The organism is Pseudomonas nitroreducens (assembly GCF_010994165.1).
Taxonomy (GTDB): Bacteria; Pseudomonadota; Gammaproteobacteria; order Pseudomonadales; family Pseudomonadaceae; genus Pseudomonas; species Pseudomonas nitroreducens.
Window position 1 is genome coordinate 943,163 of sequence record NZ_WMBX01000002.1, and the last position, 19,525, is coordinate 962,687.

General features: G+C 66.9%; 17 protein-coding genes. 10 read left to right on the forward strand and 7 right to left on the reverse strand.

The features are described 5' to 3' along the window. Positions 1-98 precede the first annotated feature (98 nt). Positions 99-1,484 (forward strand): NAD(P)/FAD-dependent oxidoreductase, encoded by a 1,386-nt coding sequence (locus tag GJV37_RS12180; RefSeq protein WP_193452559.1) that lies wholly within the window; start codon positions 99-101, stop codon positions 1,482-1,484. A gap of 12 nt (positions 1,485-1,496) precedes the next feature. Then, a complete protein-coding gene (locus GJV37_RS12185) occupies positions 1,497-1,841 on the forward strand; it encodes a cupin domain-containing protein (protein WP_024762533.1) in 345 nt (114 codons plus the stop codon). Here the strand turns inward: GJV37_RS12185 and GJV37_RS12190 are convergent. Beyond that, positions 1,831-3,318 (reverse strand): PucR family transcriptional regulator, encoded by a 1,488-nt coding sequence (locus GJV37_RS12190; protein WP_193452560.1) that lies wholly within the window; start codon positions 3,316-3,318, stop codon positions 1,831-1,833. The genes GJV37_RS12185 and GJV37_RS12190 overlap by 11 nt on opposite strands. A 255-nt stretch (positions 3,319-3,573) precedes the next feature. Here GJV37_RS12190 and GJV37_RS12195 point away from each other — a divergent pair, with 255 nt between their 5' ends. After that, positions 3,574-4,614: an ABC transporter substrate-binding protein gene (locus GJV37_RS12195; protein WP_193452561.1), complete on the forward strand. Its 1,041-nt coding sequence runs from the start codon at positions 3,574-3,576 to the stop codon at positions 4,612-4,614. Between the two features lie 349 nt (positions 4,615-4,963). On the opposite strand, the gene GJV37_RS12200 is transcribed toward GJV37_RS12195, so the two are convergent. Both GJV37_RS12200 and GJV37_RS12205 read right to left on the reverse strand, forming a co-directional pair. Beyond that, positions 4,964-6,325 (reverse strand): MFS transporter, encoded by a 1,362-nt coding sequence (locus GJV37_RS12200; RefSeq protein WP_193452562.1) that lies wholly within the window; start codon positions 6,323-6,325, stop codon positions 4,964-4,966. Positions 6,326-6,533: 208 nt separating this feature from the next. Continuing rightward, a complete protein-coding gene (locus tag GJV37_RS12205; protein WP_193452563.1) occupies positions 6,534-8,264 on the reverse strand; it encodes a response regulator in 1,731 nt (576 codons plus the stop codon). Between the two features lie 155 nt (positions 8,265-8,419). Between GJV37_RS12205 and GJV37_RS12210 the strand changes: the two genes are divergently transcribed. Together GJV37_RS12210 and GJV37_RS12215 are read left to right on the forward strand one after the other, a co-directional pair. Continuing rightward, positions 8,420-9,976, forward strand: a complete 1,557-nt coding sequence (locus GJV37_RS12210) for an EAL domain-containing protein (RefSeq protein WP_193452564.1) — start codon at positions 8,420-8,422, stop codon at positions 9,974-9,976. 32 nt (positions 9,977-10,008) lie between these two features. Next, a complete protein-coding gene (locus tag GJV37_RS12215) occupies positions 10,009-10,413 on the forward strand; it encodes a hypothetical protein (RefSeq protein ID WP_024762538.1) in 405 nt (134 codons plus the stop codon). A 174-nt stretch (positions 10,414-10,587) separates the two neighbouring features. Here the strand turns inward: GJV37_RS12215 and GJV37_RS12220 are convergent, their stop codons facing one another. From GJV37_RS12220 to GJV37_RS12235, 4 genes are all read right to left on the reverse strand, one after another. Next, positions 10,588-11,334 (reverse strand): AraC family transcriptional regulator, encoded by a 747-nt coding sequence (locus GJV37_RS12220; protein ID WP_024762539.1) that lies wholly within the window; start codon positions 11,332-11,334, stop codon positions 10,588-10,590. A 423-nt stretch (positions 11,335-11,757) separates the two neighbouring features. Further along, complete coding sequence (map, locus tag GJV37_RS12225; RefSeq protein ID WP_193452640.1) at positions 11,758-12,528, reverse strand: type I methionyl aminopeptidase; 771 nt, start codon at positions 12,526-12,528, stop codon at positions 11,758-11,760. Then, positions 12,525-12,734, reverse strand: coding sequence for a ParD-like family protein (locus tag GJV37_RS12230; protein ID WP_024762541.1), 210 nt, complete (start codon positions 12,732-12,734; stop codon positions 12,525-12,527). Before GJV37_RS12230 ends, map begins: the two co-directional genes overlap by 4 nt. A gap of 84 nt (positions 12,735-12,818) precedes the next feature. After that, a complete protein-coding gene (locus GJV37_RS12235; protein WP_024762542.1) occupies positions 12,819-13,724 on the reverse strand; it encodes a LysR family transcriptional regulator in 906 nt (301 codons plus the stop codon). Positions 13,725-13,859: 135 nt separating this feature from the next. Here GJV37_RS12235 and GJV37_RS12240 point away from each other — a divergent pair, with 135 nt between their 5' ends. The 5 genes from GJV37_RS12240 (at position 13,860) to GJV37_RS12260 (ending at position 19,384) form a co-directional block, all read left to right on the forward strand. Continuing rightward, on the forward strand, positions 13,860-14,687 hold the full coding sequence (locus GJV37_RS12240; protein ID WP_193452565.1) for an HTD2 family dehydratase: 828 nt from the start codon (positions 13,860-13,862) through the stop codon (positions 14,685-14,687). Between the two features lie 49 nt (positions 14,688-14,736). Further along, the gene (locus GJV37_RS12245) at positions 14,737-15,897 is read left to right on the forward strand and encodes an acyl-CoA dehydrogenase family protein (RefSeq protein WP_193452566.1); all 1,161 of its coding nucleotides are present in this window, start codon (positions 14,737-14,739) and stop codon (positions 15,895-15,897) included. A 19-nt stretch (positions 15,898-15,916) separates the two neighbouring features. Then, entirely contained in the window at positions 15,917-17,266 is a 1,350-nt protein-coding gene (locus GJV37_RS12250) for an MmgE/PrpD family protein (RefSeq protein ID WP_193452567.1), read from the forward strand. A gap of 79 nt (positions 17,267-17,345) precedes the next feature. Continuing rightward, positions 17,346-18,536: a CaiB/BaiF CoA transferase family protein gene (locus GJV37_RS12255; RefSeq protein ID WP_024762545.1), complete on the forward strand. Its 1,191-nt coding sequence runs from the start codon at positions 17,346-17,348 to the stop codon at positions 18,534-18,536. 14 nt (positions 18,537-18,550) lie between these two features. Beyond that, positions 18,551-19,384 (forward strand): HpcH/HpaI aldolase/citrate lyase family protein, encoded by an 834-nt coding sequence (locus GJV37_RS12260; protein WP_193452568.1) that lies wholly within the window; start codon positions 18,551-18,553, stop codon positions 19,382-19,384. Positions 19,385-19,525 lie beyond the last annotated feature (141 nt).

Here is a 19,525-nt window from a genome sequence, read left to right on the forward strand (position 1 = left end):
GTATGAGGCCTTCCCCCGGATTGCATGGAACGGACGATTGTTCGCCACTGGCCTGACACAGGACAGTGGCGCACTACCGTTCAATCTGGAATCCGCACATGAAACGTTCCCTGTGGCTGGAGGAAATCGCCTCTGAGCTGACTCCGCTGCCTGCCCTGGAAGGCCCGCTCGAAGTCGACGTGGCCATCGTCGGCGGCGGCTTCGTTGGCCTCTGGACCGCGCTGCGCCTGCTGGAGCTCAAGCCTGACTGCCGTATCGCCATCATCGAGCGCGACATCTGCGGTGGCGGCGCCTCCGGGCGAAACGGCGGCTTCGTCATGTCCTGGTGGCCGAAGATCAGCTCGCTGGCCGCGCAGTGCGGCAAGGATGAGGCGCTGCGCCTGGCTCGAGCCTCGGCGGCGGCCATCGGCGAGATCGAGGAATTCTGCAAGGCCCACGATATCGACGCGCACTTCCGCCGCGCCGGCTGGTTGTGGACCGCCACCACCGACGCGCAGCGCGGTGCCTGGAAGGGCGTGCAGCAGACCTGCGAGCGCTTGGGCGAGCCGGTCTTCCAATCGCTTTCCAATAGCGAAGTGGCCCGCCGCGCCGGCTCGCCGAAGCACCTGGAAGGCGTACTGGAAGCCAGCAACGCCACCGTGCAGCCGGCACGCCTGGTGCGCGGCCTGCGCCGGGTGGCGCTGGAGAAGGGGGTGCGCATCTTCGAGAACACCCCGATGCTCAGCCTGGATCGCGGCCGGCCGGCCGTGATCCGCACGCCCGGCGGCGAATTGCGCGCACCCAAGGTCGTGATGGCGACCAATGCCTGGGCGGCGGCGATTCCCGAACTGCGCCGCACCATCCTGCCGGTGACCAGCACGGTGGTCGCCACCGCGCCGATTCCCGAGCGCCTGGAGCAGATCGGCTGGACCGGCGGCGAAGCCGTCACCGATTCGCAGCTGATGGTCGACTACTACCGCACCACCCGGGACGGCCGCATCGCCTTTGGCAAGGGCACCGGGATGATCAGCTACGCCAGCCGCATCGACGAGCGCTACGACCACAACCCGCAGCTCAACGACGCCACCGAACAGGACCTGCGCCGCACCTACCCGCAACTGGACGACGTGCCGGTGACCCACAGCTGGTCCGGGCCCATCGACCGCACCTACGACAGCCTGCCGGTGTTCGGCCACCTGAACGGCGCGCCGCACATCGTCTACGGCATCGGCTGGAGCGGCAACGGCGTTGGCCCGAGCCGTCTCGGCGGGCGCATCCTCGCCAGTCTCGCGCTGGGCATCGATGACGAATGGAGCCGTTGCGGCCTTGTCGGCCGCCAGCCCAAGCGCTTCCCGCTCGAACCGGTGCGCTACATCGGCGGCCTGATGGTGCGCGGTGCGGTGCAACGCAAGGAACAGGCCGAGGCGCAGAACCGCAAGGGCGCCTGGCTCGACCGCACCCTGGCCGGCTTCGCTCCGGCGGGCCTCGAAGACAAGGACCTCTAGGAGAACAGCCCCATGCCCCAACCGATCCTGCTCACCGGCACCGCCGGACTCGAACTGCCGGCGCCGCAGCCGGTGAAGGAACCCCAGGGCACCCCCGTGTCCGGCACCGCGACCCACGCCGAGGAAGGCGAGGGTGGGCTGCTCACCGGTGTCTGGGAATGCACGCCCGGCCGCTGGCGGCGCCAGGTGCTGTCACGGGAGTTCAGCCATTTCATCAGCGGCCACTGCCTGTTCATCCCGGACGACGGCGAGCCCATCGAACTGCGCGCCGGCGACGCCGTGCTGTTCCCGGCGAACTGTCAGGGCACCTGGGATATCCGCGAGACGGTGCGCAAGAGCTTCGTGATCATTCCCTGATCCCCAGGTCCATCCCGGCAATCTGCGCCGAGCGCAGCGCGATCCAGAGGACGGCCACGTCCTCGGTGGAATCCAGCGAGCGCTCGGTGATTTCCTCGATGCGGCGGATGCGGTAGACCAGCGTCTGCTTGTGTACGTTGAGCAGCTGCGCGGCTTTCTGCCAGGAGCGGTTCTGTTCGAGGAAGACGCGCAGGGTGTGCTGCAACTGGCCACCCTGTTGCGCGTCGTAATCCGCCAGCGCACCCAGCACCCGGCGATGTACGCGGCGGGCTTCCTCCAGGCTCGCCGGCAGCCAGGACTGTTCGCCCTGCGCATCGGCGTAAGCCACCAGCGGTCGCTGGCGGTTGGCATGGGACAGCGCCAGGCGTGCCTCGCGCAGCGCCTCCACCGCGCGCAATGCATGGCCCAGCGGGTTGCTATGGCCGAGCATGCAGTCCAGCTCGGCCTGCAGGGCCTGCGCTTGGGCCGGATCGTTCAGCAGCAGGATCAGCTCGTTGCCCTGGTGGCGCACCAGCAGCCCCATTCCCAGCCGCTGCAGGCGCTGCTGCCAGTGCGTCGGCAGTTCGCCGGCGGCGCGCGCAAGCACCAGGCAGGCGGCATCCACCGGGCAGTTCAGCTGCGCCAGGCGCTCCTGCGCGGCGCGCTCGGTGAGGCGCTGCTGCAGCAGGTCATCCAGCAACTCCGAGCCCAGGCGCAGCATGCGCTCGTGTTCGACCTGGGCGCGTTCCAGCTCGATGCCCAGCACCGCGACGATATGGTGCAGCAGGCCGTAGTCGAGCAGCTCGCCGCCGGTAGCGAGGATCTCGCAGGTGGCCAGCGACGGCAGTGGCATCACCAGCGCTTCCTGCTCGCCATTGCTGCAGCGGGTCACGGTGTCCGGCACCGAGCGACGCTGGGCGAGGGTTGCCCGCCAACTGTCCGGCAGCGGCGGCAAGCCCTCCTGCCAGGGCTGCAGGGTGGCCGTATCGAACAGGTAGAGCTGGGCTCGGACGTCGCTGCACAGCCGCCGCAGCAGCCCGGCAAGGCCGAGCCCGCGCAGGCCGATGCGTGCGCTTTCATAGATGCGGGTGACGGCGCTGCGGCGTTCGTGCTCTTCCTGCTTGCTGGCGTCGACGATGGCGCGGGTGACGGCGGAGAAGGGTACCGCGTAGTCGGTCATCAGCAGCGGGAAACCCAGCCGGCAGGCTTCGTCCTGCAGGGCCTGGATATCCGCCGGCGCCTGCATGTTCTCGCCGATCATCAGCCCCGATATCCGCGCCCCGGCCAGGCGTTGCAGGTAGTCGCGCTGCGCCTGCGCCTGCGCGGGAATGCCGATGCCGGTGGTCATCAGCAGGTCACCTTCGCCGAGCCATTGGGTGGGGTCCGCCAGCTCGCAAACGTGCGCCCAGCGCAGGCGCCGGCCGACGCCTTCGCTGCCGCCGAGCAGGCGGGTGCGCAGGGAGGCGTTGTCGAGGATGTCCTGGATATGGAAAGGCATGGCGGGTCCGCAGCGAAGAGAAACGGCCGGCAAGCATGCCACCAAGCGCGAGGCCTTGTCGCGCCTGGCTTGAGTGGGGGAAGCGGGCTTCGTACCGGGATACGAGCGGGGGCTTCCGAATTGTAGTTCCGTCTGATTGTGGAGCTTGCCCGCGTGCCCCAAGACTAGCTGGCAGTGCGCCATGCGAGCCCTTGGAGGCCCCGGATGGCGCCGCCTGCCGCGAGGCGGGCCGTCTACTCACCGGAGACCATAACAATGAACAAGATCCTGAGTTCCTCCATCGCCTGCGCCCTGGGTTGCGCGGCGACTTTCCCTGCCTTCGCCGACCTCACCGTGGTCTCCCACGGCGGCGCCAACAAGGCCGCCCAGGTCAAGGCCTTCTACCAGCCCTACATGCAGCAGAGTGGCAGCCGGCTGATCGCCGACGAGTTCAACGGCGAGATGGCCAAGGTCAAGGTGCAGGTGGACACCGGCAGCGTTTCCTGGGACGTCGTCGAGATGGAGATGCCGGAACTGGCGCGCGCCTGCGATGAAGGCCTGCTGCAGGAAATCGGCGAACAGCCGGGCATTGCCAAGCTCGCCCCTGAACTGCTGGAAGGCGCCGTACAACCTTGCGGCGTGGGCTTCTTCGTCTGGTCCACGGTGCTGGCCTACAATGCCGACAAGCTGAAGAGTGCGCCCACCGGCTGGGCAGATTTCTGGGACACGCAGAAATTCCCCGGCAAGCGCGGCCTGCGCAAGGGCGCCATGTACACCCTGGAGTTCGCTCTGATGGCCGACGGCGTGGCGCCGAAGGATGTGTACGCCGTGCTCGGCACCAAGGAAGGCCAGGACCGCGCCTTCCGCAAGCTCGACCAGATCAAGCCGAGCATCCAGTGGTGGGAAGCCGGTGCGCAGCCGCCGCAGTACCTCGCGTCCGGCGACGTGGTGATGAGCTCCGCCTACAACGGCCGGATCGCCGCCGTGCAGGATGAAAGCCAGCTGCGCGTGGTGTGGAACGGTGGCATCTACGACATGGACGCCTTCGCCATTCCCAAGGGCGCGAAGAACACCGAGGAAGGGCTGCGTTTCATCCAGTACGTATTGCAGACCGAGCAGCAGAAGAACTACGCGCAGCAGATTGCCTACGGCCCGGTGAACCGTACTGCCGTCCCGCTGGTGGACGCCGTGCGCCGCAGCAACATGCCCACCGACGAGGCCAACCTGGCCGGCCAGGTGGCGATGAACGCGGCCTTCTGGGCCGACCACGGCGAGCAGCTGGAGCAGCGCTTCAACGCCTGGGCCGCCAAGCAGTAAGTCTTCCCAGTGTGCGGCCCCGCCCGCACTTTCAGGCCGCCTTCGGGTGGCCTTTTTTGTGGGTGGAGGGGCGGGATTTCGAGATGAGACGACTGTTTCGGTGCTCGATTTCCGTCTGTGCAGCCGGATGCCACGTGCCTTCGATGTTGGCGAGCAAGGACTAGGCGTCCTCCTCGGCCCTACAGATGGGCCTGGCATTTTTTGTAGGAGCGAGCTTGCTCGCGAACCAGGACCGGCCCGGCGGGGAACGGCTTGCGGACAAGGTCCGCTTGTGCGGGAACGCCGGTAGCTCGCCCACAAAAAAGCCCATCGGGTCACCGATGGGCTTGGGAGCAGGCTGGATAACGGATCAGGTCGCCAGGCTCAGCGATGCCGACTGCTGCAGCGAACGGCCCTTGGTTTCCGGCGCCCAGGCCAGGCAGATGAAGAACGCCAGCAGGGTGATCGCCGCACCGATCAGCAGGGTTGCCTGCAAACCGATGGACTCGATGCCGATCGGCATCAGGTAGGTGCCGGTCGCCGCGCCGATGCGGCTGAAGCCCACGGCCATACCCACGGCAGTGGCACGCACGGAGGTGGGGAACAGTTCGTTGGGGTAGATCCATTCCAGGATGCTCGGCCCGCCGGAGACGAAGGCATAGAAGGCAAAGGCGCCGACGATGAACCAGGCCGGCGCGTCCGCCCACAGGCCCAGGGCCAGCAGCGGCAGCGCCATCAGCGCGAAGGGCACCACCACCATGGGCCGGCGGCCCCAGGTTTCCACCAGTTTCAGCGCCGGGATCACGCCGATGGCGAAGAGAATGGCGATCATCAGCTCGCCCAGGGTCGAGGAGTTCTCGCCTTTGATGCCGGCGGTCAGCAGGATCATGCTGCCGAAGGTGTACAGCACGTACTGCGGGGTGATCTGCGCGAAGTAGAGCATGCCGCACATGATGGTGCGCTTGAGGTAGCCGCCCGAGGAAATCATCTTCAGGTCGCTCTTCCACGAGCGATGGCGGCCGCCGTCGTTCAGCTCGGCGACGTCGGCCGGGGTGATCACCACGTCCCTGCCGTAGACCAGCTTGATGACCTTCTGCGCTTCCTCGATGCGGCCCTTGCTGGCCAGCCAGCGCGGCGATTCCGGGATGCCGCGGCGGATCAGTACGACGATGATGCCGACCACCGCGCCGCTGAACAGCATCCAGCGCCACAGCGAATGGTCGCCCGTCCAGGAGACCATCAGGTAGCCGACGATGAAGGCGGTCATGGCGCCGCAGGACCAGGCCAGGCCGGACACGCCGATCATGAAGCCACGGCGCTTGGACGGGGTGAACTCGGTCAGCAGCGAGGTGGCGATGGGGTAGTCCGCGCCGACCGCCAGGCCGATGACGAAGCGCAGCACGATCAATTGCCAGGCCTCGGTGACGAAGGCAGACAGGCCGCAGGCGATCACCAGTATGGTGAGGTCCAGGGCGTACATGGTTTCCCGGCCGATGCGGTCGGTGATGGCGCCGAACACCGTCGCGCCGAAGAAGATGCCCAGCAGCGAGGCAGCGCCGATCAGGCCGGTTTCCACCGAGGTGGCGGCGATGTCCTGGCCGAAGCCGATCAGCGCGATGCCGATCAGGCTGAGGATATAGCCGTCCAGGAACGGCCCGCCGCAGCAGGCCAGCAGCAGCTTGCGGTGAAATTTCGATACCGGGGAATGTTCAATGACATCAAACACGCTCATGGGTACAACCTTTGTTGAATTTATAAGTGGCCGGGCAGGCGGCTGCCGAGAGTCGGCAACGGGCGGCAGGAGCCCGCGTTCAGCGGCCGGCAAGGGGAGGCAAAGGTTGCAGGGGTGGGTCAGGGCGGACAATCCACCCAAGGTAAGAAGCGCCGCGTAGGGGTCTGTACGATCGTATGAGCGCCTGCGGTTGCGCCCGCCGCAGGTTTCAGCCGGCGGGTTGCAGCAACAGGTGCACGGTCGCGCTGCAGGCCTGGCCGGGCAGTTGGGACACCTGCAGCTCGCCGCCGATGCTGTTGATCAGGTGCTGGGCGATGCTCAGGCTGAGGCTGCTGCGCGCCGGGTTGCGGGCGGGGTAGTCGCGGGTCAGCTCGGAGAGTGAGTACGCGCGCATTTCGCGGCGCCTGCTCCCCGGCAGGCCTTCGACGGTAATCCGCACGGCCATCTGTTCCTGCTTCGGGGTGGCGGCAATGCATAGCCGGACACTGCCGTCATCGGTCAGGTCGATCACGTACAGGCCCAGGTGCCGCAACGCCTCGCGCAGGGACGTGGCGTCGACCAGCAGCCGCTTGCGCGAGCGACTGTCGGTTTCCAGCTTCAGGGCCAGTTGCTTCTGCCCGGCCACGCCGTGCAGGGCTTCGAGCACCTCGCTGGCGAGTTCGTCAAGCCGCGAGGGCAGCAGCGGGACTTCATCCTGGGCGATGAGCGCACGCTTGAGCGAGGCGCCATGGACTCGCAGCTCGTCGAGAATCGCCTGGGCCTGGTCGAGGGCCGGGCCGCCAGGCTGCCCCAGGGTATCGGCCAGCGCCTGGAGGCGTTCGTTCAGGTGGGTGGTCGCGCTGGTGAACAGGTCGGTCAGTTGCTGATGCGCCAGTTCGCCGGCTTCGGCGCGGCTGCGCAGCTCTTCGAGCTGGTCGTAGCGTTCGGTGATGTCGGTGCTGCAGCAGATCATCCCAAGCAGGTTGCCTTCGCCATCCCGGTAGGGCGTACCCCAGTGATGCAGCACACGGCGTTCACCGTGGACGTTGATTTCGATGTCCTTGTTGAATGACTGCTCCTCACTGATCGCGCGCTGCAGGAAACGCAGCATGTTGCGGGCGTCGCTGGGCGAGTACCAGTCCACCTCGGTGGTGCGGGTGCCGAGCACGTCGTCCAGCTCCGCCTGGTACAGCTCCAGGTGCGCCGGGTTGGCATAGACAAGACGTGCCTCGGTATCGCGAACGTAGAAGGCCGCCGGCAGGCTTTCGACCATGGAGCGCCACAGGGGCGTTCCGCCGGTATCGGCATCGGTGCCATGGGCATCGCTGGCTGGCGCCGCGAGGTGGTTGCGGCGGGCGAAGTCGATCAGTTCGAGCATGCTGGAAAGGTTGAGCTTGCTGCGCATGCGCGCCCGGTAGGTACTGACGGATTTCTCGCTGATGGTCAGCTCGTGGGCGATCTCCTGGTTGCTGTAGCCGCTGGCGAGCAGGCTGAGCACGCTCAATTCACGGTTGGACAGCGAGGCCACGCGCTCGGCGTCGTTCTCGTGCAGGCTGCCGCGGTGCACGCTGCCGAGCATTTCGGCCGGGAAGTAGCTGTGCCCACGCAGGACAACGCCCAGTGCTTCCTTGAGGCGCTCGATGTCCTGGTGCTTGCTGACGAACCCCGAGGCGCCCGCCTGCAGGAAGCGGCCGACGTAGTGCTCCGAGTCCTGGGTGCTGTAGCCCAGGATCGGCAACGTCAGCCCCCGCGCGCGCAGGCGCGAGATGACATCCAGGCCGGTGAGCTGCGACAGGTCGATATCGATGATCAGCAGGTCCGGGGCCAGGCGCGTGGCCAGGCTCAGGGCTTCGAGGCCGTTGCAGGCCTCACCGACTACCGTGTGGCGCTCCGCCTGCAGCAGCATGCGCACGGCGTAGCGGGTCATCGGGTGTTCGTCCGCGATCAGTATCCGCGCCATCTCTATCCCTCTGGTCTGCTCTCCACTCTAGGGCATGGCGGCGGCTTTCGTGTAGTCATTTTCCTACAAGTCGTGACTGGATTTCGCATCCTCAGTTCACGGCCACTGGGAAAGAATGCCTGCAAAGACTCCCCATTCCCCTCAAGGTGACCCACATGAGTCGCACTCGAATCGTCAGGGCCGGCATCCTCGCCGGCTCGCTGGGTGTCGCTCTGGTCATGGCCGGCAGCGGCTTCCTCGCCTGGCACCTGGTCATGCAACACACCGCTGAACGCCTGGAAAGCCTGGCACGGCTTGCCTCCGAACGCGCGGACCGAACCCTGGCCCAGGCCGCGACCGCGCTGCGGCAACTGAACAGCTCGCCGTTGCCGCCCTGCTCGGTGGAGGGCATCGAGCAGATGCGCCTGGTGGCCATCGACACGCTGGCGGTGAAGGCAGTCGGTTATGTCGAGGAAGAGGTGTTCGTCTGCAGCTCCTGGGGCGCCGTCACGTCCCCGGCACAGCGCTGGCCGGAAGACTTCCGTACCCGCGAGGGCCTTGGCGTGTCGATCAACGTGCAGCCGTTCGTTGTGCCGGCCAAACCCATGCTGGCCCTGCGCGATGCCGCGTTCAACCTGCTGATCGAGCCGGAACACTTCCTCGAGACATCCCTGGCGCCCGGTGTCAGCCTGGCGCTGGGCACGCCCGCGGGGCACTGGCTGGGTACGCCTGCCGCCGGTTTCGCCCAGGTGCTGACGCGCATCCATGGTGAGCCGCACTCCGGCTTGCAGGACGGCTACGTGTACGCGCGGGTTGCGCACGGCAATTGGCAGACCGTCGCGGCGGTCACCCGCCAGGAAATCCTCGGCGACCTGTGGCGCGAGATGCTGATGCTCGCACCGCTGGCCCTGCTGCTTTCGGGCCTGTGGTGCTGGCTGGTGGCGCGCCGTGTGCGGGCATGGCTGTCGCCCTTGGCCGTACTGTCACGGGCAGTGGCGAAGGGCGAATTCCACGCCTTCTACCAGCCCATCCTCGACCTGCGCGACGGCCGCTGCATCGGCGCCGAAGCGCTGGTGCGCTGGCGCCGCGCGGACGGTTCGCTGGGCATGCCTGACAGCTTTCTTCCGCTGGCCGAATCCAGCGGCCTGATCGAGCCGATCACCGCGCAGGTGATCTCCGGCGTTTGCCGCGAGCTGGGCGCCAGCCTCGTTTCGGGGCAGTTGCAGCATGTGTCGATCAACCTGTCGGCGCGCGATGTAGCCAGCGGCGCCTTCCTCCCGCACCTGACGCAGGAACGGCAGCACGCCGGCATCGCCGCCCAGTGCATCTGGCTGGAAGTGACCGAAAGCAGCCTGCTGAGCATCGATGCGGCGCACCGGACACTGGCGCAGAGCCGCGCGGCAGGGCACCCGATTGCCCTGGACGACTTCGGCACCGGGTACTCCAGCCTGCAATACCTCAGGCGGCTGCCGCTGGACCTGCTGAAGATCGACCGCTCCTTCGTCCAGCCGCTCTCGGCCGGCACGCCTTGCCCGGTGACCGACCACACCATCGCCATGGCGCGCCAGCTGAAGCTGCTGCTGGTGGCTGAGGGCATCGAGTCCGACGAGCAACTGCAGTACCTGCGCCAGCGTGGCGTGCAGTACGGTCAGGGTTGGCTGTTCGGCCAGGCGATGCCGCTGGATGCATTCTTGACCTTCGTAGCCGGCCACCACTGGCAGGCTGCGTCATGATTTCCCCGCCCCCTGAACACAGGATGATCACCATGAAAGCTTCCCTGCTGCTGTTCTGCCTTGCCACTGCCACTCCCGCGTTCGCGCTGGCTGCCGACACCGTCACCACGGTCCCGGTGCACTTCGCCAAGGGCGCAAGCAGCACCGCCCACAAAGGCAGCTTCAAGGGCTACGACACAGTCCTCTACACGCTTTCGGCCAAGGCCGGGCAACACATGAAAGTCGGCGTCACGGGCAGCAGCAAAGCAAACTTCAACCTCTTCGCTCCGGGCGACAAGCCGGGCGAATCGACCGCCCTGGGCGCTGGCTCAGTCGGCCAGGACTGGAGCGGTGCGCTGCCAGCCTCGGGAACCTACAGCGTGCAGGTCTACCAGATGCGCGCCAGCGCGCGGCGCGGCGAAACGGTGAACTACAGCATCCACTTCGCCATCGAGTGACGCCGGGGCCGCCTTCCGAGTGGCGCAGGGCTGCTCGGCCCAGGTCGTCAGGAAGGTGGGTACGCCGATTCGGTGGACCGGCTTGTTCATCCCCGCCCGGGATCGAGCCGGTGTAGCCCTCTCGCTCAGGCGGCAACCCGGCTCGCGAAAATGACAACCTATCTGCAACCCGATTCAGGAATGGGCCGCCTGGTAGTGGCTTGGCGATTGCCCGAGGACGCGCTTGAAGGTCTGCGAGAAGGCGCTCGGGCTTTGGTAGCCGTGCTCCAGCGCCACTTCCAGCACCGGGGCTCCGGAGAGCAGGCGTTGCAGGCTGAGCACCATGCGCACGCGCGTGCGCCAGTCGCTGAAATTCATGCCCAGTTCGCGCTGGAACAGTCGGGCAAGAGTGCGGCTGCTTATGTTCAACTGCTGTGCCCATTCCTCCATCCCTGTTTCGTCGGCCGGCGCGCCGATCACCGCGTTGCACAGCCGCAGCAGGCGCGGGTCGCGCGGCATCGCCAAGTGGATGCCAACGGTCTGCGCCGCGTCCATCTCTACCAGCAGCAGCTCGTGCAGGCAACGGCGCCGGCGCTCGTTTCCATCGCCGGGTTGTACGGCACTGGCGGCGACCAGCAACTCCCGCAGCAGCGGGGTCACCCCGAGCAACTGGCACTGCTGGCCACCCCAGGGCCAGTTCGAAGCGGGCATGAACAGGGTGCGCATACGCACCCTGCCAAACATGCGGAGCTGGTGCTCGGTGCCCGGCGGCACCCACAGCGCATGTCCCGCCGGTACTACCCAGCTCTTTTGCGCCGCACCCACCAGCATCACGCCGGAAATCGAGTGGATCAGTTGCGCCTGGGTATGGCAGTGCGGCAGGATTTCCTCGCCATCCTGGTGGTCGTAGGCCAGCGCTTCGAGCGACATGGCGCAGGTCATGCTGCCGGACCTTGGCGGCGAGAGAGTGTGTCGAGCGGCGTCATGCGGGACTCCTGGTTGATCCGGCATTCTAAATGAGGATGTCCAGCATGATGTGGCGTTTTATTGTCGCGATAATAAAAAAGGCGCAATAAATCGGCATAAATCATAAATTAATTGGATTTATTGGTAAGGCTTTCTCTCTTCGGTGAGATGAGACAAAACCCGACACTTCCCGCGCGGGTGGAATCGCGAAGTTTTGCCGCATGCGCTGGGCTTCAGACACGGACATTCGGCCGCACAGGCGCTTGAGTTCGCGGGTGAACGGCGAGCCGACGGCAACGCTCGCTGCGTGCTGGGCAGCGATGCGCCGGGCCCGGTGCGGCAGAAGCTTTCGGCACTGGATGAGGAGCTCAGCCGATCCACCGACGGCTGAGGCGCAGGTCAGCGCGTGGGGTTGCGTTCCTCGGGGCGCAGCGTGAGCACGTCGAAACCCGTGGTGGTTACCGCCACGGTGTGTTCGAACTGTGCGGAGAGCTTGCCGTCGAGGGTCACCACGGTCCACTCGTCCTTCAGGGTTTTCACGCCCGAAAGTCCCTCGTTGAGCATGGGCTCGATGGTGAAGACCATGCCCTGCTTGAGGATCTGCCCGGTGCGCGGACGGCCGACATGCAGTACCTGCGGCGGCTCGTGCATCTCGCGACCGATGCCGTGGCCGCAATAGTCCTCGACCACGCTGTAGCCGTGCTGCCGGGCGTGCCGCTCGATGGCGTGGCCCACATCGCCCAGGCGGGCGCCGGGCTTCACCGCGCGGATGCCTTTCCACATGGCTTCGTAGGTGATGTCCACCAGGCGCTTTGCAGCAGGCGAAACCTTGCCGATCAGGTAGGTCTTGCTGGAGTCGGCGATAAAGCCGTTCTTCTCCAGGGTGATGTCGAAGTTGACGATGTCGCCGTCCTGCAGGCGATCCGCCTCGGAGGGAACACCGTGGCAGACCACCTGGTTGCGTGAGGAATTGAGTACGTAGGCGAAGCCGTACTGGCCCTTGCTGGCCGGCCGCGCCTGCAGTTCGTCGACGATGTAGCGCTCGACCTTGTCGTTCACCTCCAGGGTGGTCATGCCTTCCAGCGGCAGGGCGTCGACGAAGCCGAACACCTGCGCCAGCAGGCGGCCGGACTCTCTCATCAGCGCCAGTTCCGCCGCCGTCTTGATCACTTGGCACCTCCGGCGACGGGGTATTTCACCCCGGCTTCCTGCAATTCGCGGGTGACGATGTCGTTGTAGCTCAGGGTCGGTTCCAGCTCGCAGAGCATGCCGATCTTGATCCAGAACGCCGCCTGGGCGTTGATCGAGCGGCATGCCACGGCGCTGGCACGGCGCAGTTGGTCGTGCAGATCGTCATCCAGGTTGATGATGCCCATGGGAAAAGTCTCCATATGAAACATAACAATACATATATGAATCATATTTCCCGGCATACGGAAACGCAAAACTCCCGCGCCCACTCACTGCGGTGTATCGGCGTCCTGCATGGCGTGTAGCAGGTCCACCAGTGCGCGCGCGCAAGCGGGCAGGGCCTCGCGGTCGCGCAGCAGCACACTGCGTTCGCGCACCACCCAGGGTTCGTCCAGCGGCAGGATGCGCAGGTTCATGGTGCGGCTGTGGCGCAGGGCGGCCGTCTCCGGGATGACGCCGATGCCGACACCGGCCTCGACCATCCGACAGATCGCCTCGAAGCTGGCTACCTGGATGCGCAGGTTGAGCTCGCCACCCATGCGGTCCACCCGCTCGCGCAGGAAGCTCTGCAGTGTGCTGCCTTCGTGCAGGCCGATGTGCGGGTAGTCCAGGGTATCGGCCAGGGTCAGGCGGGGCAGGGCGCACAGCGGGTGGTCCGGGGCCACGGCCAGCACCAGCCGGTCGGTACTGAAGTGGACGATCTGCAAGCCCTCGGCACGTACCGGGCCGGCGACTATGCCCAGGTCCGCCGAGCCATCGAGGATGGCGCGGACAATGTCGCGGTTCAGCCGCTCCTGCAGGTCGACACTGACGCCGGGGCGTTCGGCGAGGAAGTCCGCCAGCAGCTCGGGGAGAAACTCGGTGCACGCGGTGGTGTTGGCGAAGATGCGGATGTGCCCGACCTGGTCGCCGGCCTGGCCGCTGAAATCGCTTTTCAGGTGGTCCACCTGGCGCAGGATCAGCCGTGCGTGCTGCAGCAGGCGTTCCCCGGCGGGAGTCAGCTCGACCCCGCGGTTGTCCCGATACAACAGTCGGCAGTCGAGTTGCCCCTCCAATGCCTTGATCCGCGCGCTGGCGGCCGCGGCGGAAAGATGGGCACGGCGCGCGCCCTGGGTGAGGCTGGGGGCTTCGGCGATATGGATGAAGAGACGCAGGTCGGCGAGATCGAAATGCATGCAACGGGTTCCCGCTAGGCTTGGGGATGGAAGTGGTGTTCGTTTCTGCTTAACGCTGGATTATGAAAATGTGGATTCGCTGAACGCAAGCCCCTGTTGCATCCTCGGCTCATCCACTCTGCCAAGAGGTCACCCATGAGCGATTCGCCGTACGCCGACTGGATCGGCCGTTCCCAGGAACGCGAGGAAGAATTGAGTGCCGTGCTGGTCCGCCGTCTGGCCGTGACCCTCGCGGAAGACGTACCGGCCGCGGGCGATGCGCTGCCGCCGCTGTGGCACTGGATGTTCTTCCAGGACGAGGTGGTCGAACCCGGCCTGGGCGCGGATGGCCATCCGGCGCGCGGTGGCTTCCTGCCGCCGGCCGATGGGCGCAACCGCATGTGGGCCGGCGGCCGTCTGGAGTTCCATGAACCGTTGCGCGTCGGCGGGCTGGCGAAGCGCACCACGACCATCCTCAATGTCGAGGAAAAGCACGGCCGCACCGGCTCGCTGCTGTTCGTCACCCTGCGCCATGAATTCCATCAGGACGGCCGCCTGGCCTTCAGCGAGGAACAGGACATCGTCTACCGCGAACCGACGCCGCCCCGGCTCTCCAGCGGCGACGCGCTGTCCGCCGGCGACTGGAGCGAGTCCGTCGAACCGACTCCGATCCTGCTGTTCCGCTATTCCGCGCTGACCTTCAACGGCCACCGCATCCATTACGACTGGCCCTACGTCACCGAAGCCGAGGGCTACCCCGGCCTGGTGGTGCACGGCCCGCTGATCGGCACCCTGAACCTGCGCGCGTTCTGCCGCGCCAACCCCGAAGCACGCCTGCGCCGATACGCCTACCGTGGCTTGCGCCCGCTGATCAGCCCCGAACCTTTCGCAGTCGGCGGCCGCCTGAGCGGCCCCGGCAAGGCCGAAGTCTGGGCTGGCAACGGTGCCGGCATCGCCCAGCGCGGCGAAGTGGAATTCGACTGATCGCACCCCTGCGGTGCCCTCCCAACAAGAAAAGAGCAAAGGTGATTCGATGACTTCCACCCCCGAAGAACTCCAGGCCATCCGTGAAGGCGTGCGCGCCCTGTGTGCGGAGTTCCCCGCCGAGTACTGGCGCCGGATCGATGAAGAGAAAGGCTTCCCCGAGGAGTTCGTCCGCGCCATGACCGAAGCCGGCTGGCTCTCCGCGATGATCCCGGAAGAATACGGCGGCTCGGGCCTGGGCCTGGCCGAGGCTTCGGTGATCCTGGAGGAGGTGAACCGCTGCGGCGGCAACTCCGGCACCATCCATGGGCAGATGTACAACATGTTCACCCTGCTGCGGAACGGCAGCGCCGAGCAGAAGGCCTACTACCTGCCCAGGCTCGCCAACGGCGAGCTGCGCCTGCAATCCATGGGCGTCACCGAACCCACCACCGGCACCGACACCACCAAGATCAAGACCACTGCCGTGCGCCAGGGCGACAAGTACGTGATCAACGGCCAGAAGGTATGGATCTCGCGCGTCCAGCATTCCGACCTGATGATCCTGCTGGCCCGCACCACGCCGCTGGCCGAGGTGAAGAAGAAGTCCGAAGGCATGTCGATCTTTATCGTCGACCTGCGCGAGGCGATCGGCAACGGTCTGACCGTGCAGCCGATCGCCAACATGGTCAACCACGAGACCAACGAGCTGTTCTTCGACAACCTGGAAATCCCCGCCGGCAACCTGATCGGCGAGGAGGGCAAGGGCTTCAAGTACATCCTCGACGGCCTCAATGCCGAGCGCACGCTGATTGCCGCCGAGTGCATCGGCGATGGCCGCTGGTTCACCGAGAAGTCCGCGCAGTACGCCCGTGACCGCGTGGTGTTCGGCCGCCCGATCGGGCAGAACCAGGGCGTGCAGTTCCCCATCGCCGAGGCGCACATCGAGATCGAGGCCGCCGACCTGATGCGCTGGCGCGCCTGCGAGGAGTACGACAACGGCAAGAACGCCGGCGCCGCCGCCAACATGGCCAAGTACCTGGCGGCCAAGGCCAGCTGGGAGGCCGCCAACGCCTGCCTGCAGACCCACGGCGGTTTCGGCTTCGCCAACGAGTACGACGTCGAGCGCAAGTTCCGCGAGACGCGCCTGTACCAGGTGGCGCCGATCTCCACCAACCTGATCCTGTCCTACGTGGCCGAGCACCTGCTCGAACTGCCGCGCTCCTTCTGACGAACCGGGACGACAAGCGATGAACAATACCCACGCCCTGGCCGAATTCCTTGCCGGCCTGCGTTACGAAGACCTGCCCGCGGCAGTGGTCGAGTACACCGAAGAACTGTTCCTCGACTGGCTCGGCTCGGCCCTGGCCAGCCAGAACCGCCATCCGATCCCGCTGTTCCAGCGCTATGCCCGGCGCATGGGCCCGGCGAGCGGGAAGAGCCGCGTACTGGCGGACGGCAGCTCGACTTCCGCCTACTTCGCCGCGCTGGTCAACGGCGCCAGTTCGCACCTGGTGGAACAGGACGACCTGCACAACAGCTCCGTGCTGCACCCGGCCACCGTGGTCTTCCCGGCGGCCCTGGCGGCCGCGCAGGAACTGGGCAAGTCCGGCCGCGAGCTGATCCTCGCCAGCGTCGCCGGCTACGAGGCGGGCATCCGCATCGGCGAGTTCCTCGGCCGCTCGCACTACCGCATCTTCCACACCACCGCCACGGTCGGCACCCTGGCCGCCGCGGTGGCGGTGGGCAAGCTGCTGGGGCTGGACAGTCGCCAGTTCGTCAACTGCCTGGGCAGCGCCGGTACCCAGGCCGCCGGCCTCTGGGAATTCCTGCGCGACGCTGCCGATTCCAAGCAGCTGCACACCGCGAAGGCGGCTGCCGACGGCCTGCTCGCCGCCTACCTGACGGCCGATGGCCTGACCGGCGCGCAGAACATCCTCGAAGGCGAGCAGGGCATGGCGGCCGGCATGTCCAGCGACGCCGACCCGAGCCGTCTGGTGGACGGCCTGGGCACCCGCTGGGCACTGTGCGAGACCTCCTACAAGTTCCACGCCTCCTGCCGCCATACCCATCCGGCCGCCGACGCGCTGCTCGGCCTGATGCAGCGCGAAGGGCTGGCGCACGGCGATATCGCCAAGGTCACCACCCGCGTGCACCAGGGCGCCATCGATGTGCTCGGCCGTGTGCTGGTGCCGCAGACGGTGCACCAGGCGAAGTTCTCCATGGGCACCGTGCTGGGCCTGATCGCCGTGCACGGCAAGGCCGGGCTGGTGGAGTTCGAGGAGTTTTCCCTGAAGGATCCAAACGTCGCGGCCTTCCGCGAGAAGGTCGCCATGCAGCTCGATGCGGAAGTGGACGGCGCCTACCCGCAACGCTGGCTGGGCCGCGTCGACGTGCTCACCACCGACGGTCGCCAGCTGCACGGCGCCATCGACGAGCCCAAGGGCGATCCGGGCAATGGCCTGAGCCGTGCCGAACTGGAAGACAAGTTCCGCCGCCTGCTGGCCTTCGCCGGCCAGCGCGGCAGCGCCGAAGCGGATCGGCTGGTGCAGGCCAGCTGGCGGCTGCACCAGCTGTCGAACCTCGACGACTTCCGCTGAAACAGACTCGCGGGCGCCTAGGCCGCCCGATCCCACCGAATCGTAGCGTCGGCCACCCGGCCGGCGTCTGGAGTTGCCCATGAGTTCGCGTCCCCTCGACGGGATTACCGTCGTCAGCCTGGAACACGCCATCGCCGCACCGTTCTGCACCCGCCAGTTGGCCGACCTCGGCGCCCGCGTGATCAAGATCGAGCGCCCCGGCGTCGGCGACTTCGCCCGCGGCTACGACGAGCGCGTGCGCGGCCTGGCCTCGCATTTCGTCTGGACCAACCGGTCCAAGGAAAGCCTGTCGCTGGACCTCAAGCAGGAGCCGGCGCAGGCCGTGCTGGAGCAGTTGCTGGAACAGGCCGACGTGCTGGTGCAGAACCTCGCTCCCGGCGCCGCTGCGCGCCTGGGCTTGTCGTTCGAAGCGCTGCACGAGCGCTTCCCGCGGCTGATCGTCTGCGATATTTCCGGTTACGGCGAAGGCGGCCCCTACGAGCAGAAGAAGGCCTATGACCTGCTGATCCAGAGTGAAAGTGGCTTCCTCTCGGTCACCGGCGGCCCCGGCGCCGACGAGATGGCCAAGGCCGGGTGCTCGATCGCCGATATCTCCGCCGGCATGTACGCCTACAGCGGCATCCTTTCGGCCCTGCTGCTGCGTGGCAGGACCGGCGAGGGCAGCCGCGTCGAGGTGTCGATGCTCGAAGGCATGGCCGAGTGGATGGGCTTCCCCATGTACTACGCCTTCGAAGGCCAGTCGCAGCCGCCGCGTGCCGGTGCCGCCCACGCCACCATCTACCCCTACGGGCCGTTCCCCACCGGCGATGGCGGCAGTGTGATGCTCGGCGTGCAGAACGAGCGCGAGTGGAAACTGTTCTGCGAGATCGTCCTGCAGCGCCCGGAGCTGGCAACCGATCCGCGTTTCACCGCGACCAGCCTGCGCGTGGCCAACCGCGATGCCCTGCGCGAATCGATAGTCGAGGCCTTCTCGGCCCTGGGCGCCGAACAGGTGGTCGAACGCCTGGAACAGGCGCAGATCGCCAATGCCCACGTCAACGACATGCGCGGCCTCTGGCAGCACCCGCAACTGGCGGCCCGTGACCGCTGGCGCGAGATCGACAGCCCGGCCGGCCGCCTGCCGGCGCTGTTGCCGCCGGTGAACAGCAACGCCTATGCCCCGCGCATGGACGCCGTGCCGGCGCTGGGCGAACAGACGGATGACCTGCTCCGGGAACTGGGGTATACCCCCGGTGATATCCAGCGCCTGCACGAGCAGGGCGCGGTATGACCCAGGAGAGCCCAATGATTCAGGACACCCCGGCGGATTCCATCGTACGGACCGCGCTGTTCGTTCCCGGCAGCCGCCCGGAGCGCTTCGCCAAGGCCTTGGCCAGCGGCGCCGACGCAGTGATCGTCGACTTCGAGGACGCCGTCGAGGCATCGCTCAAGGCCCGGGCGCGGGAAAACCTCGAAAGCTTCCTCGACGCCAACCCGGAGGCGCGCGTGCGAGTACGGGTGAACGCCGCCGGCGATCCGCAGCAGACGGCCGACCTCGAACTTTGCGGGCGCCTGCCGGGCGTCACCGGCATCCTGCTGCCCAAGGCCGAACGCGCCATGCAGGTGCGCATCGCCGCTGCCTCCGGCAAGCCGGTGTGGCCGCTGATCGAGAGCGCCCGCGGCCTGCTCGCGCTGGGGGAGATCGCCGCCTGCGAGGGCGTCGAGCGTCTGACCTTCGGCGGCCTCGACCTGGCGCTGGATATCGGCATGAGCAGCGGCACCCAGGCCGCCGCGGTGGCCTACGACCAGGTACGCCTGAGCCTGCTGCTGCATTCGCGGGTGAACGACCTGCAGCCGCCGCTGGATACCGTGTTCCCCGCCTTCGACGATGCCGAAGGGTTCGCCGCGACCATCCGGCATGGTCGCGACCTCGGCCTGCTCGGCGCCCTGTGCATCCATCCCCGACAGGTCGCTGTGGCCCATGCGGCGCTGGCCCCCGGCGCTGAGGAACTGGACTGGGCACGCCGGGTGGTGGAGGCCTCGCAAGGCGGCGCGGCGGCCTTCCAGGTCGACGGGCAGATGGTCGACGCGCCAGTGCTGGCCCGCGCCCGGCGACTCCTGGCCAGCGCCGGCGGTTGAACGACTGTCTGCAGGAGCGACCTTGCTCGCTCCTGCATGGTCGGCCGGTTTTCGCGAAACGCCTCGGCAACGCAAAACTGCGGTCTTGACCGAGAGCACCGTCAAGGGACAGGTGGCTGATCTAGGCTAGGGGACACAAGG